This is a genomic window from Calditrichota bacterium, from assembly GCA_013152715.1.
GTDB lineage: Bacteria > Zhuqueibacterota > Zhuqueibacteria > Thermofontimicrobiales > Thermofontimicrobiaceae > 4484-87.
Window position 1 is genome coordinate 27875 of sequence record JAADFU010000194.1, and the last position, 15096, is coordinate 42970.

General features: G+C 43.2%; 8 protein-coding genes. 2 read left to right on the forward strand and 6 right to left on the reverse strand.

Translation table 11 applies throughout. The features are described 5' to 3' along the window. The first annotated feature begins 380 nt into the window (after positions 1 to 380). Positions 381 to 608, forward strand: coding sequence for a hypothetical protein (locus GXO74_15390; GenBank protein NOZ63033.1), 228 nt, complete (start codon positions 381 to 383; stop codon positions 606 to 608). Positions 609 to 697: 89 nt separating this feature from the next. Here the strand turns inward: GXO74_15390 and GXO74_15395 are convergent, their stop codons facing one another. The 5 genes from GXO74_15395 to GXO74_15415 all read right to left on the reverse strand — a co-directional run bounded on the left by GXO74_15395 (position 698) and on the right by GXO74_15415 (position 11770). Then, positions 698 to 1384, reverse strand: a complete 687-nt coding sequence (locus tag GXO74_15395; protein ID NOZ63034.1) for a hypothetical protein — start codon at positions 1382 to 1384, stop codon at positions 698 to 700. Positions 1385 to 1405: 21 nt separating this feature from the next. Further along, on the reverse strand, positions 1406 to 2503 hold the full coding sequence (locus tag GXO74_15400; protein NOZ63035.1) for a hypothetical protein: 1098 nt from the start codon (positions 2501 to 2503) through the stop codon (positions 1406 to 1408). 59 nt (positions 2504 to 2562) lie between these two features. Further along, positions 2563 to 9129 (reverse strand): choice-of-anchor D domain-containing protein, encoded by a 6567-nt coding sequence (locus GXO74_15405; protein ID NOZ63036.1) that lies wholly within the window; start codon positions 9127 to 9129, stop codon positions 2563 to 2565. 64 nt (positions 9130 to 9193) lie between these two features. Then, the gene (locus GXO74_15410; GenBank protein ID NOZ63037.1) at positions 9194 to 10336 is read right to left on the reverse strand and encodes a formylglycine-generating enzyme family protein; all 1143 of its coding nucleotides are present in this window, start codon (positions 10334 to 10336) and stop codon (positions 9194 to 9196) included. Between the two features lie 30 nt (positions 10337 to 10366). After that, positions 10367 to 11770, reverse strand: a complete 1404-nt coding sequence (locus GXO74_15415; GenBank protein NOZ63038.1) for a hypothetical protein — start codon at positions 11768 to 11770, stop codon at positions 10367 to 10369. Positions 11771 to 12204: 434 nt separating this feature from the next. Here GXO74_15415 and GXO74_15420 point away from each other — a divergent pair, with 434 nt between their 5' ends. Beyond that, positions 12205 to 13248: an AAA family ATPase gene (locus GXO74_15420; GenBank protein ID NOZ63039.1), complete on the forward strand. Its 1044-nt coding sequence runs from the start codon at positions 12205 to 12207 to the stop codon at positions 13246 to 13248. 65 nt (positions 13249 to 13313) lie between these two features. Here GXO74_15420 and pruA read toward each other — a convergent pair whose 3' ends face one another. Continuing rightward, positions 13314 to 14945, reverse strand: coding sequence for an L-glutamate gamma-semialdehyde dehydrogenase (gene pruA, locus GXO74_15425; protein NOZ63040.1), 1632 nt, complete (start codon positions 14943 to 14945; stop codon positions 13314 to 13316). Between the last annotated feature and the right edge of the window lie 151 nt (positions 14946 to 15096).

The window sequence follows — 15096 nt, forward strand, 5'->3', positions numbered from 1 at the left end:
CTATTGCGATGAGCTCGCAAAGCGTGGGTTCCGCGAATTAAAAAAAAACTTCTTTTTTATCGCTGCCTAATATAAAATTTTTTAGTATTGTTGTCAAGTTTTTTTTTGATTTTTTTTGTTCAAACCAGATGGGCAGAATTCAAAGCAAGTCTCTTTTTTTTCACTTTAGCGAGATCGGCAAAATTTGAAATTGTATTACTTTGAAACAAAAATTATCACTCGTGATTATTCTGATACAATTGAGCAATTTCATGCTACTACATATTGTGCTATTGTTATATATTTACACAATATATTGATTTTGTCAGATGAGGAACAAAACTTGCAAATTCATTTTAGAAAAAACGACATCAGGGCTTTGCATCAGAGGAGATCACCACGTGGCAGAGATAAAAATTAGCGAACTTATCATTTCGTGTGAGTCTTGCGGCACAGTGAAGCGATTTAAAGTCAACTCCCAGGCAGATTGTGACCGAATTTTTCACGACTTTCGCTGTGAAAATAATTGCGGCAGAAACTTATACAGTTTCATCGAAGTCGGCACAATTGAACGGGGAGAAATGCAGCAGTCACCGGTTGAACTAAGACTCGTTGTAAATAACGAATAGATTTTCGTTTTTTTCTCAAAAAAGAAAGCAAAAATTTCATCAGCGTGACGATGAAATTTTTGCTTTCTTCGTTTTACATTTAGTGGCTTCTATTTCTGCTTTTCTTTTGTTAACAATGCCTTCAATTTTTTTCTCACCGGAACGAAATTGTCGTCCATTCTAAACGCTTGAATGTAATATTTTTTGGCACTAACAGTATCGCCATTTTCTTCTGCTTCCAGCCCCAGAGAAAATAATTCAATGACTTCAGCAGAAGTGTTGTTAGCAAAAAGGTTCTTTTTCTCCTCTTTGGAAAGTTTAATGTTCAAATTTTTGAGAATCTTTTCACTCAACTTTTTGATCACTTTGAACATATTTTTTACTTTGTCGGTAACTTCCTCTGCCTTGACAGTGAGACCGGTTTCCACTTCCACAATGCGCACATCCACGCGGATTTTTTTGCCGAAAACCATGTAGCTGCCGAAAACCAGATATTTTGCCCCCAAAAGCTTGCCCACCTGAACGCCGCTATCTTCGGAAATCATTCCGCTTTGGGCAAGCTGCATCTCTTTGATGAGCTCGTTTATTTTTTGCCGCTCAACAAGCTGGAGCGATTTCACTTTGCTCAATTCGGTGATCATTATTTCTGCCAAACCGCCGGAAAGCGATTCATATTTGTCTCTGTCCATCAAACTGTTGTTTGAAAAATCAAGAACAGCGATTGTTTCATTTGGTACAGCGTACAAAGAAATATTTATCAACAGAACAAATAGCAGAAGCACGAACAATTTTTTCATTGATTTTCTCCGTAAAATTGATTAAAAAGACCACTGGCTGCCCAGCTTGAACTCATATCCCTGGTAAGCAGGATTTGCCGCCAAAATTTGCCCGTCACCGAAAAAGAGTTTCACTCCCGAAAACAGAGACAGTTGATCGGAAAATTGGTATTCTCCGACAACGCCTCCGCCAGCCAGATCTGTCCAGCCATGATTGTATTCATTCTCTACATACGAGCGAATCTCGCCAATTACGGAAAGTGAAACTTTTTCGGCAACTTTGAATTTCGCGCCGACGTGCATTTCCCTAATGGTGATATTGGAATTTTTAGGCTCCGGTTTTAATTTTTCATTGAGATAGTCATAAATTTGATTTTTGGCTTTTGCCTGATAAAAAACCTGCAACCAGTAGAACTGGTCTCCTCGTTGATATTGAAGCGCCAATTTGGCCAAAAATTTGGGTCCCGAGGCAAAGATTTCCACATTGTCAAGCTTGTCCGCAGTGTAGTAATTGAAAACAAAATCAAAACTGCCTTGCAAATTATCCAGAATCAAATAATCAACGCCCACATTCAAACCGATTTGTTCACCCGGGTCTAAGTCTGCAGAAAATTGATCACTGTAATTATATTTCCCGCGATAAACAAAGTTGGCGCCGCCGCCGACGGTCAGTTTGTCTGTAAACGGATAGGCGTACATCAGACCACCGCTTAAAGTAAGTCCCTGTCCGTAAACCGGAAGCAAAAATTGAAAAGACTGCCAACTTAAAAATTTCGCCAGAATCAGTTGCGACGAATCCAGTTTGGTTTTTCCGGTCGGGAGCCCAAGACCGATGCTGGCAATCGCATTGTCACCGGCGAAACTGTAATTTGCTTTGATCCAGGTATCGGACAGTCCCGTCATGCTGACATCGCCAAATTTGGACGTCGCCGGCGAGTGATTTATTTGCAACTGCACGTTATCGCGAATCGGATAGACAAATTCAATGGGCAACGTCCCTTCGGAAATCGCTTCAGGGACATTTTCAATGTTCCAAATCTGCAAAACCATGCTTGTACGCACGTAGCCATTCTCCGCCTGTCCAAATAAAAAAATGGGAAAAATTACAATGCCGAGCAAAAGTAGAAATACTTTCCTCATCGTATGCTCCAGAATTTACATTTTAATTCGAAAGTCAAATTCGTAATAAGCTGAAAAAGTTATTTCAGCAGTAAAATTTTCTTCACGTCAGTGGCTTTCCGTTCGCCGGTTATTTTCACAAAATACATGCCGCTGGGCACAAATTGATCGAATTGATTTTTGCCGTCCCAGTGCAACTGATGCACGCCGCCGCGCATTGTGCCATTGACCAGCGTTTTTACAGATTGTCCCAATATGTTGTAAATTTGTACTTTTACATTCATTCTTCTCGGGAGACTAAATTCAATTGTGGTCACACCGTTGAATGGGTTAGGATAGTTTTGTTTGAGAGCAAATTCAACCGGCACCAGCGGAATTTCTTCGGAATTCTGCTGAATATATTTTTCGTCGCCAACGACTAACTTGAAATGTTTTACCATGCCGTCATCCGATTGAATCGGCAGACTCAAATCTTTTCTTTCATTTAAATTGTAGGCAATATCTTCGTCAACGTCAAAAAGGTAAATCTGCCAGTTAGCAGGCAGCTTTTTGATTTCGCGAAAAGACAGGGTTGCTGATTTTGCGCCGGGAACCTGACAATCGAGCGCTAATTGCCATGAATAGCCATTCTCCCCGTCCTTTTGAAAATCAATCCGATAGGCGCCTCTTCTCTTTTTCCAATGGAAATTGTTTGCCCACAGAGAAATATGATTGCTGATCTCCGGCACTTCGGGAGAATCGTAGTGGTCAAATTCTTTGGCCGCCTTTTTCGCAGCGCCGAAAAGATTTCCTTTGTCAAAATATTTCCCACAAACCGCAGTGGCTTCAATGATGAAGCTTGCATCGGGATACTTCTTCGCAAAATACTGCCTCTCCCCAATCGGCTTTGGCAGAAGAAGCCCATTATCTTCCATCGCCGGAACGATAATCGTTTGATTCACCGAATCGCCGTTCCAAATAAAATAGCCTTCCCAGGGCTGGCAATATGTGACTCTCTCAGGCGGCAGCCAGCCGATGGAGTCAGAGGATTGATAATAAAACGGCCCCTGTAATACATTGTCATCCGTAGCTGATATCATGGAAAATGGAATGGTGTACGGGAACGGATTTCCCACCATGTTCCAGCCGGGCGTGAGAACGATTCTGTAATCTTGATTTTCCGGCGTAACGCCAGTTCCTCCGACAAAATCTTTCTCGCCGTCGGTCACAAGCCAGAAAGCCTTTCCGCGTTCAAATTTCCAGCGGCTGTCCTGAGTGGTGTCGCTGAATTCAACGTAGGTCGTATCTGTCTGCTCCCAATCGAACAATCTCCAACGGTAGGGATCGTACCCGCCGAAATTTTCCAACACCTTTCGGAGGTTGCTTTCCTGCAATTCGTACGGAACAGAAACCATGCGATAATGCCGCTGCGCAAGGGTCAAATTTGATGCTTCGTAGGCAGTCCGATAGCGGAGAAAATGGAATCCTTCAACTGGAAAACGAACGCCGCCCCAATTAGTCCTCAGTAAAAGCGAAAAATACAAGCCTCTCACGTCCAAATAGTTGGACGGAATTTTGATTGTGAGTCCGGATGAATAAACCGAATCTTTGCTCCAAAAATTTGTATCGACAAGGGCAGTCGCCGTTGTGGGAGTTTCTCCGCCGTGGAATAGCGTCAATTCTCCGGACAGTATTTTGAACGGAGTCGGTGCAATTTTAAACGTCAGCATGGTGTCAATTTTCGAGATGACATTGGAACTGCGAACGAAATCGACCGCTGCCACATCTGCAACCGGGGGCGCGCCCGAGACCTTATTTTTCAATGTCAGTTCATCGATTGCCCCGTAGAAACCAACGGATTGAATCTGTGGCACACCGCCGATGTAAAATTTATTTGCCGGCCCCAACGGATAATTCGGCTGATAATTGTAATATCCGACGCTGTCGCCATCCACAAAGACAGTGACAAAATTCAACCCCGCTTCCTGATCGTACCCGTATTGCACCGAAATCAAATGCCAGGCGCCCGGTTCAAGCACGTAGTTTGGAAAAATATATTCTCCGTTGTAAAAATAGACGCCGAGACGCAAATCCGGCGCAATAAATAGACCATTGCCATTTTCAGTTTCGTCTAATTTATTAGAAAAAACGACCTGTCGGTAGCTGCGCGCGTCGTAACAATTCAGCCACATTTCGATATTTAGCGGCAATTCATTGAGATTGGACTCAATTTCGGCATAAGAATTATCACTTCCGCTAAATTGCATTGCTTTTCCGGTAATTCCGTCAATCCATTGCACATTGTGCAAAATTGCGCGTCTGCCGAAAACAGAAGAATCGTAAATTGTGTCGCTGCCTGTGGGCTCGAAGCTCCAGCGTGCTTTGATTGAATCAGCAAAATCCAGCGCGTAATCACTGGCGAACCAGAGACGGCCGTTGATGTTGTCCGCGGGAATTGTAGTTACAGGATAAAAATACCACCACAGCGCATCCGGCTGATTCCAGTTCTGGTCGCCGCGGCGAATTTTCGGCTGGCCGTTCACAAACATTTCGCAGTCAAATCCGCCGTTATTTCCCGACGAGTTATTATTCGTTCGAACGACTACGGCGATGCGATTTCTGCCCAGCGTTAAATATGGCGAAACATCCAAATTGGATTTATTCCAATATTTCAAATTCGTGTCCGTGCTGTCGAATACCATTGTATTGTTAATGATAATCGTAATTCTATTTTTGAAGCTCAAATTCATGTAAGTATTCTGAGATTCGGGAATTTCGTACAAGTAAATGTCTTTGATGAAAAGCGCCTTCTCGTTTTTATTGGACAAAACGTCAGCAGTGTAATTGCCGCCAAAGATCGAATATCCATCGCCAAACGGAGATGAGCCATTACCCGACCAGCCCAATTGAGACAGTGTGTTTTGCGCCGGGAAAGTGCTGACTCCGCTGCCGTACAACATGAGTGAAATTTGTTCATTGTAAACATCATTGGTGAAAATTGTCAAGCTACCGTAGTGATTTCCTTCTTGCAAAGGCTGATACGCGACTCGAATGAAACCGCTGTCTGAAGCCGCGACAGAATTAGGCATCTCGACAATCTTGTACATTGAATTTGCCAAACTATAGTTTGTGATATGCAAAGATGAAGATTGTGAACGATTGTAAATTTTGAAAACAAGCTGTTTTTCCGCGCCGAGAAAAGTTTTACCAAAATCCAGATTGTCCGGAGATATTACCGCTTCTGGTCCCTCGTAAATCGTTCCCCGACCCAAAAGCGTAATGGTAACTTGTGGTTTTTCCGGGTCATTTGATTCCAGAATCAAGGCGGCTGTAGTTTGTAGTTCTGAATTTGGCAAATAAGTTACTGATAAATATTTGCTTTTTCCTGGCTCAAGAATAAACCAGTCATTGGCGAGTTGAAATTGGCTATCATTAACTGCAACATTGAAAACAGAGAGTTTTTTTTCACCGGTGTTAAAAACAGTAATGTATTTCGTCAGGCTTCTACCCAAAGCGACAGAACCAAAATCGAGAATCGTATCCGAAACAGCCATTTTCTGAGCCAGCGGTTCTCTTCCTTTCCCGGATAAAATTACCAGCGATGTGTCATTTTCCGGATCATTGCTGACAATTTTCAGCGTATCGACGTATTTGACGCTTTCTGTCGGCTCAAAATTGACATAAACTGTCTGAAAAGAGTTGCCCAAAATAGTGAGTTCGGTCTGTGTCGGAGAAAATGCTGCCTCGCTGTTGAAGATATTGGTAATATTAAGTTTCCTTTCTCCTTTATTATTAATTACCAGCGACATGATTTTCGCGTTATCCCTGGCGACCTCTCCGAAATTCAATGAATCCGAAGACAGGCGCAAATGCTGATTCGTGGAATCGCGTCCGGTTCCGTTCAATTGGACAAAAATGCTGTCTGCTACGGGGTCGTTGCTCACGATAATCAGTTGTCCGGCAAACTGTTTAATGGAATCCGGTTTGAAATTTATGTACACTTTTTTTGTCGCTTCTGGCCCGATATTAAAAAACGTGACGCCGGGTCTGAAATGCGAATTTGTGGAGAGAATATTGGAAACTGTGAGCGTGCGATTGCCGATATTGCTCACTAAAATCGAATCTTTTGCCTGCGAATGAATCAAAACAGTTCCAAAATTAATTTCGGAAAAAGAAACAATTAACTGTTGCGCATTAGGTTCGCCTTTTCCGACGAGATTGATTTCCACAAATTGGTTGTTCGGATCGTTGGTCGCAAAATTCAGCACATCATTGTGTGCCATCGTATCCTGAGGCGCAAATCTTACCCACAAGTAATAAGATTGCTCTTTTTCAATGCGGATTGTGTCAGAGGCCAACGATTGGAAGGCGCTGTCTCCATTGTAAAAATGAAACACCTTGAGGATTCTGTCGCCAAAATTTTGCAGCAGAATGAATTTCTGCAGCGTGTCGCCTTGCTGAATTTTTCCGAAATTGAGCTCTGTTTTATCGTAAACAAGATAAGGATCAGACAACATTTTGCCGACGCCCACGACGGGGACATTTAACTCAGGATGTGTTTCATCATTGCTGCTAATAGTTAATTGTCCGTTGATAGTCCCCTCGGTTTGCGGCGCAAAGGTTACATTCACATATTTTAAATTTTGCGCGGTTACGACAAATTCGGTTGTGTCCACAGTGAATTGTGAATTGTTTGAGTTGATCCCTGAAATTTCCAGTGCCGACTCTCCCCTATTGGTCACGCCCATGGCGATGGTTTTTTTCTCTCCTACAGCTATTTCGCCAAAATAAAGCGAGTCGGGGCTTACGGCGATTTCAGGTTTCAACGGCGCCCGGCTTGAGGCAAAAATTGGCACGATAAAATTCGACGTATCCGGATCATTGCTTTTGATGATTAAAGAATCCGTAATCAGTTCCGCGGCAATTACCGGTCTGAAAACAACGTTTACGTATTGTCCCTGGCGAGGTAAAACCGTGAATTCATTTTTGTCAACGACAAATTGTGTGTCAGAATGAGCAATCGAACTGATTTGTAATGCCTCATACTTATCATTATTTTGCACATAGACAAATAACGACTGCTCTGAGCCAATGACGACTTCGTCAAAAATTAAAGTGGGCGGTGAAACAATTATCTTCGGGTTTGTCGGCAGATAGCCTTTGCCGGATACAGAGACATAAAACGGACTATTACTGTCATCATCGGAAACAATTTCAATGTTGCTTTTAACTGCATTCGTGTCAGCCGGTGAAAATCTGATCTCAACAATTTTCGATTGCTGCGGCAACAGAGAAAAAGAGGTGTCGCTTACGGAAAATTGTGAATTTTGGGCCTGAATACTTTCGACATGCAAAATTTCATTTCCGATGTTTTGGACAGTGATTTCTCTGATTTTCGCATAGCTCGCTTTAATTTTCGTCGTATCAAAATTAATTGTTGTCGGAGAAACAGATATCTGCGGAAACCCGGTTTCCACAGTTAAAAATTTCATTCGCGTCAAATTTTGTTTTTCATTGACCAAGTACACTTTCAAAGATTTGACATTTCTATTGTACGCGACGCAATGCTGAACAAATTGATAAGTACTGTCAAACAAAGTATGCCATCTATTAATCGCATCTCCGGTAAAGGGATTGAAGTCTGCTTGTTCGTAAATTTGATTCTCAGAGTCGCTGTGATTGAATCTCACGAATTCGATTTGGTTCAGTTCGTTTCGGAGGAAAGATGAAGTACCAATTTCGCCGATAGAGGTTATTTGAGTGCCGTCCAGGGCAAATAGATGGAAATTATGGTAATCAAAATCATTATTTTTCTCCATCAGCCACATCCGCTGATTGATCTTGTCAGAGAAAAATGCGCGTTTGGGATTTAAAATTAATTCGTTCGTTGAAACTATATTTTCCGTTTTATAGGTTTCGCCATTATTGTTTAATATCTTCAAAATAGTAGAAAAATTATTATTTTCATTGAGTTCAAAATCCACCCACACGCGCTCGCTATCGTCTATTGCAATATCTGTATTGAAAACATAAAATCTTTTGCTCACTGCTTTAGGCTCATAAATCAAATTCCCCGAAGAATTATAAGTGGCAATCATAACCTGACTTTGGCTGCGATCATGATTTGAAGTGTGCCAGGAAAACCACACCTTTCCATCATTGTCAATCGCCAATTTGGGCAGAAAAGCATTTGTCGCCAACAGCGTTGAATCCTTTTTGACCTGACCCGTGGAATCAAAAACTACAAAATAGCCGCCATCGTCGCCCTGCAGAGCGACCCAGACGTCTCCGGTCGCGGGATTGAGTTCTGCGCGAATAGAATTTAAACGAGGTTCGGTTTCAAAAGAGCCGTGTCCGACGAGGGTTCTGTACAAATAGAGGTGGGCGTCACTCTTGAAAATTTTCATGTAAACCGGCTGATTGGCGCCAGGCGTCTCATAGTAAAATACCCACACTTTTCCAAAGTTATCAATCACGATGTCTTCGTTGTAGGTGTTGCCGATATTTGACACCACCTGCCAGCCGTCTTCGGGAATAGGATTCAAATCCCGTGTATCCAGCAAAAATGGCGCGCTCGTTTTCGTCGCAATGCCGCCATACGCCGAGAAAATGAAAAATGTCAAAAAAATGGTTATGATAAAAATTTGAAACTTCGGCTTGTTATTCATAAGACCCTCGTTGCAATTTTTTGTCACGAAAGGTAAATCATTATCCATTTGACGCCATAATTTTTTATCTGGCAACGCGAAAACCAATGTCGAATCGCTTCACTTCCGGTGCAAACCTCTCACGAAAAGCGCATTGAATGTAGATATCTGACGAATTCCACGCGCCGCCGCGAACGACCTTTTCCGTTCCCGTTTCCGGCCCTAACGGATTTGACGGCGGAGAACTATCATAATAATTGCGATTGTACCAATCATTGCACCATTCCCATACATTTCCAGCCATGTTTTTCAGAAAATAGCCATTGACAGTTAAACTGTCCACTGGCAGAGGCCCTCTGCCGCTGCCGAAATCAGCCATGAGTGGCTCGAGATAGCCGCTGTAGCCGTTGTAATTTGCTCGACTTATCGGAGAATCATTTCCCCAGGGATAAGACATTTGATCCAAATCGCCGCGAGCTGCTTTTTCCCTCTGTGCTTCTGTAGGCAAATGAAATCCGGTTTTTGAAGAATCATAGTCCCCGTTCGTCAAATCGTAGCAAGGATCGAGTCCGGCTAATTCGCTCAACCAATTGCAATAGGCAATAGCATCCCACCAACTGACTCCAACTACCGGATATTGCGGATAATTGAGAAAATAGCCCACAGGTGCCTGATTTGTTCCCCCTTCTGTGGGATATGGATGATCTGTAATGTCGCAAAATAGCCGGTATTCTTCATTTGTCACCTCGCGTGGACTCAGCCAAAAAGTATCCGTTTCTACACTGTGAAGCGCGTTGTCCACGCCGCCGCTCATTCCCATGTTGAAAATTCCGCCGGGAATGAGATTAGTGAGATCTATTTTGTCGTCGGACACCCAGAGTTTGACCACGTAATTTTCACCGAGGTGTTCCGGATAATCTGCCATGGCGTCCCAGTAGATCTTGTGGTTATCGCCAGAGACTATTCCCAATCCATAATCCCCGCTAAACGATTGCGCCGGAACTCGAAAAGTTTGGCCGCCATCGGCGGAAACGCGCAACAACACGACCATTGTATCCTGATCCAGATCAAAAATACTGTAATTGATTTCTACCATTTTTGTATCAGGATTTTGCTTCACAAAAACGGTATCAATGATCGGGACTCTTCCCTGGGCTAATAAATCAGATGAAAAAATGACAATTGAAATAAAAATAAAAATTAGAGGTGTGCGGAAAATGTATTTCATACTCTCTACTCCACCATTGTTTTGATTTGATTACGGCGTATTCGGATTGTGCACTTCCGGCGGCTTAGGCGGCAAAGGTAATATTTGTTTATTGATTATCCAATCGGGCAAATTCTGAACAACGTCATCTTGCAACAATTCAGAATTGCCGTTTCTCGATTGATTTCCGGGCAAGTAGCCCAAATCCAGATTTCGCGCCATTTGACGCAGTCGGAATTGAGCGAACCGCTGGGCGCGGGGCTTATTCGCGAAACGTCGCGGCCGTGTACCCAGTCGGCGCAACTGATGACGCTTAATCATCGGATGCTGCGCCATAAATTTGCCCTTTCGAATAAATCCCATTGAAAAAGATTGATTTGCCATATTGCGCGCCAGACGGAATCTTGAATCAAAACGTAGCGCTGCTTTGAAATGATTTACCGCTGCGTCATAATTGCCCAGATCGTAGGCGTCCAACCCCTTGCAGAATTCCAGAAATGCATCGATGCTCTTTGTTGTGTTTTCTTGAATTCGTTTTCGTTCTGCAGAGGATAATTTGATATTTAATTTATCCAGAGTATTGAAAACAATCTTTTTCTCGATATTTAAAATATCCTTCAGCTCCCCTTTGAACTGTCTGCTCGCAATAGACTTGCTTTGAGCCACGTCTACGATATCAGAATTTACCGTCAGGAAACGTCCTGCTTTGATCAAAAATCCGCCGTGCACCAAATCTTTCGCTCGAACGAGACGTCCCATGCGCGGCGCTATTTTCGGATCGGCAAGTCCGGACATCGCCAGTTCCATTTCATCCAACAGTTTTTGCAATTGTACTCGTTCAATAACGCGCAATTTTTTTACTTGAGTGAAGTCAGTAATCAGCATTTCCGCCAGTCCTTTGCTCACAGCGTCCCAGCGGGGATCTTCGGCTAAATTGGCGAAATAGAGCACAGCAAGCGTATTATCGACAACCTGTCCCATGCCCACGCTTTTTTCCAATTGAAGCGCCATTTTAGCGCGGGCTTCCATTTCCTTTTCCACCATAAAATTGAATCTGGCTTTTATCAGATCATAATATGGATCAGAAGACGAAAGAAATTGGTAGTAACGGTAAATTCTTTTGGCGAGGGAAAATTTTTCTTTCTGCTCCAGATTCAAGCCGGCGTAAAAAATAGCAGCGCTGTTGTAGGTATCCAGAGATAAAATACGTTTGCTCAAATCGAACGACTTCTTGTATTTGCCCAAACCGTAATAGGCGATCATCGCTCCAGTCAACGCCGGAACGTCTTTCGAGAGATTGAACGAGGCTTGCGCTTCTGCAAGCCGAATGTACTCTTTAAGGGCAAGATCATATTTTTCCTGCTGCAAATACTTATCTGCCGTCAGGTAACGATTGCTGGCACAACTTGCGACAATTAAAAGCAAACTCATACAAAAGAAGAAGTACTTTCGCACAGTTGCTCCTTTCTGCTTGTGTATTCACTTTGAAATGCAATTTTTCTGGGCAGATTTCACCCATGTCTCATGCCGAAACATGTCACTTCCCTACCCCCAGAATTAGGAAGAAGTTAGCATTTTTGCTGTAGTATAAATATTGATATTATTGAAGTTATTAGTGATTCAATAAGTTAACTCTTTTGAAATTTGTCCGATTAACTTATTCTTGAAACTGTGCAATAACTATTCCAAATAAATTTTTATAAGAAACGAAAACACGATTCTTTCAAACATAATTCATTGAATCTATTTTTATTAGCTCTATTTTTAGCTAATCTTGCTATTTTCCAATATGTTAAATCATATCTTTTAAATATTTTACAATTATTTAAAAAAAATAACTTGACTGATTGATAAAATTTCGTTATGTTTTTAGTCAAACCACCAGAGAAATGAGACCAAACCGCGAGCCTGACATGATTATTGGCTTGACCGGGGCCAATGCTGCCGGAAAAACAGATTTTATGAATTATCTTGAGACAAAGGGATTTGCTTCCTATTCTCTTTCGGATATCATTCGCGACGAATTGGCATTCAGGAACCAACCCCTATCGCGAAAAAATTTGATCCGTGTTGGCAACGAATTGCGCAAAGAATTGGGACCGTCGGTTCTCGCCGACCGTGCCAAAGAAAAGATCGAAGGAAGAAACGTTGTCATTGACAGCATTCGCAACCCCGCAGAGATATTATCGTTGCGCGAGCTGCCAAATTTTTTCATGGTTTCCATCGATGCACCTGTGGAATTGCGCTACAAGCGCGCTAAAAAACGCGGCCGGTTGGAAGACGTCAATTCGCTGGAAGAATTCATTGCCATGGAAAAAAGGGAAAAAAGTGAGGACTCCAACGAGCAAAATCTCACTCAGTGTATGCGCATGGCGGAATTTCACATCATAAATTCCGGCTCGCTAAAGGAATTTCATGAAAAAATCGAACAAGCGCTATCTCAAATCGAGCTGCGCGTACGCCCCACCTGGAAAGAATATTTTATGAAAATGGCGTTTTTGGTAGCTGAACGTTCCACTTGTCTGCGCCATCATGTAGGAGCAATTATTGTCAAAAACCGCCACGTTCTGACGACGGGATACAATGGCGCCGCCAGAAAAACAAACGACTGCCTCAGGCTGGGATGTTTGCGAAATCAATTGAGTATTCCCTCAGGCGAAAGACATGAAATTTGCCGCGCCATTCATGCCGAGCAAAATGCGATTATCCAGGCCGGCGTTCACGGCGTTTCAATCGAAGGCGCCACGCTCTATTGCACGCATTTTCCTTGCATCATTTGTGCCAAAATGATCGTCAACGCGGGCATCACCAAATTGGTCGTCGCCCAGGGTTATCCTGACAAGTTCAATTTAGTCATGGAATTATTCGATGAGGCGGGTGTGACCGTGGAGCAGGTTCCCATTCCCGACAATAAAATTCGCATCGTTCCCTAAAAAAATTTGCAAAGAGAAAAGGCGCATAATTTGTATTTTTATGCGCCTTTTTTATTAAAAAATTCTCATTTTTCCTTCATGTGCAAATAGCCAAAATCGGTCGGCGGCAGAAAATTTTCTTTGATCGTTCTCGGGCTAACCCAGCGCAAAAGATTCACCATGCTGCCGGCTTTGTCGTTGGTGCCGGAAGCGCGACTACCGCCAAAGGGTTGCTGCCCCACGACGGCGCCGGTCGGTTTATCATTAATGTAAAAATTACCGGCAGCGTGAGTCAAAATATCCATCGCCAGCATGATTGCTTCCCGATCATTGGCAAAAATAGATCCGGTGAGTGCATAGGGCGAAGTCTCATTGCACAAATGCAATGTTTCCTCATACTCGTCATCCGGATAAATGTAAAGCGTCAACACAGGTCCGAATATTTCCTCTGCGATCAATTTGAATTTCGGATTTGTGGTTTGAATAATTGTCGGCTCGATGAAGTAGCCTTTTTCATCGTTGTATTCGCCGCCAACAATAAATTCCGCCTCCGTCGATTCTTTAGCATAATTGAGATAATCCACAATTGTGTCGTAAGCGGCGTGGTCGATCACGGCGCACATGAAATTAGTGAAATCTTCCGGATTCCCCATCTTAATCTTTTTGACGTCCGCAATCAATTTTTCCCTCAAATCCGGCCACAGGGATTCCGGAATGTATGCCCGTGATGCGGCAGAACATTTTTGTCCTTGATACTCAAAAGCGCCGCGCACCAGAGCTGTGACAGTTGTCCGCAAATCAGCGGATTTGTGGACAAACACAAAATCCTTGCCGCCTGTTTCGCCGACAATTCTCGGATAAGTGTGGTATTTTTGGATATTGTTGCCCACGGTTTTCCACATTCGCTGAAATGTCGCTGTTGAACCGGTGAAATGAATCCCGGCCAGATGCGGACTTTCCAGCGCCGGATCGCCGACCTGGGCGCCGGAACCAGCAACCATATTAATGACGCCGTCTGGCAAGCCAGCAGCTTTCAGCAATTGCATGATGAAATGCGCGGTGTAAACTGCCGATGAAGCCGGTTTCCAGAGCACAACATTTCCCAACATTGCCGGCGCAGTGGGCAAATTTCCGGCAATAGAGGCAAAATTGAACGGCGTGACGGCAAAAACGAAACCTTCCAGCGGTCGATGCTCGAGGTAATTCCAACATGCTTTAGATGAAGCGGGTTGTTGCTGGTAAATTTGCTGCATGTAATAAGGATTGAAACGATAAAAATCAATCAACTCACACGCCGAATCAATTTCAGCCTGAAAAATAGTCTTGGATTGACAGAGCATGGTAGCTGCATTTAGCGTGGCGCGCCACGGTCCGGCCAGCAAATCCGCTGCTTTCAAAAAGATCGCGGCTCGAGCTTCCCAACTCATTTTTGCCCATTTCTCCCGCGCTTCAAGCGCCGCTTCAATAGCCATGTCAACTTCTTTTTTGCCGGCTTTGTGATAAGTTGCCAGAACATGCTGATGATCGTGAGGAACGCGACACTCGCCTAAGTTTCCGGTGCGAATTTCCTGGTCGCCGATGTAAAGCGGGATATCAATTTTTTGGGAGAGCATTTCGTCTAATTTTTCTTTTACCGCTCGTTTCTCCGGGCTCCCCGGCTCGTAAGCCAGAATGGGCTCATTTTGAGGTAGCGGAACATTGAAAATGCCGTTGGTCATGCGACCCTCCTTCATTTTGTGTCTGATGGTTTGAACTGGAATTTTATTTTGTCATATCTTGAATTTACCTAATTTTATTTCATGTTTCTGATTATGAAATTAATATTTTAAAACAATAAAGTCAAGATTTTTTTCCGTTTTGATTTTTTTT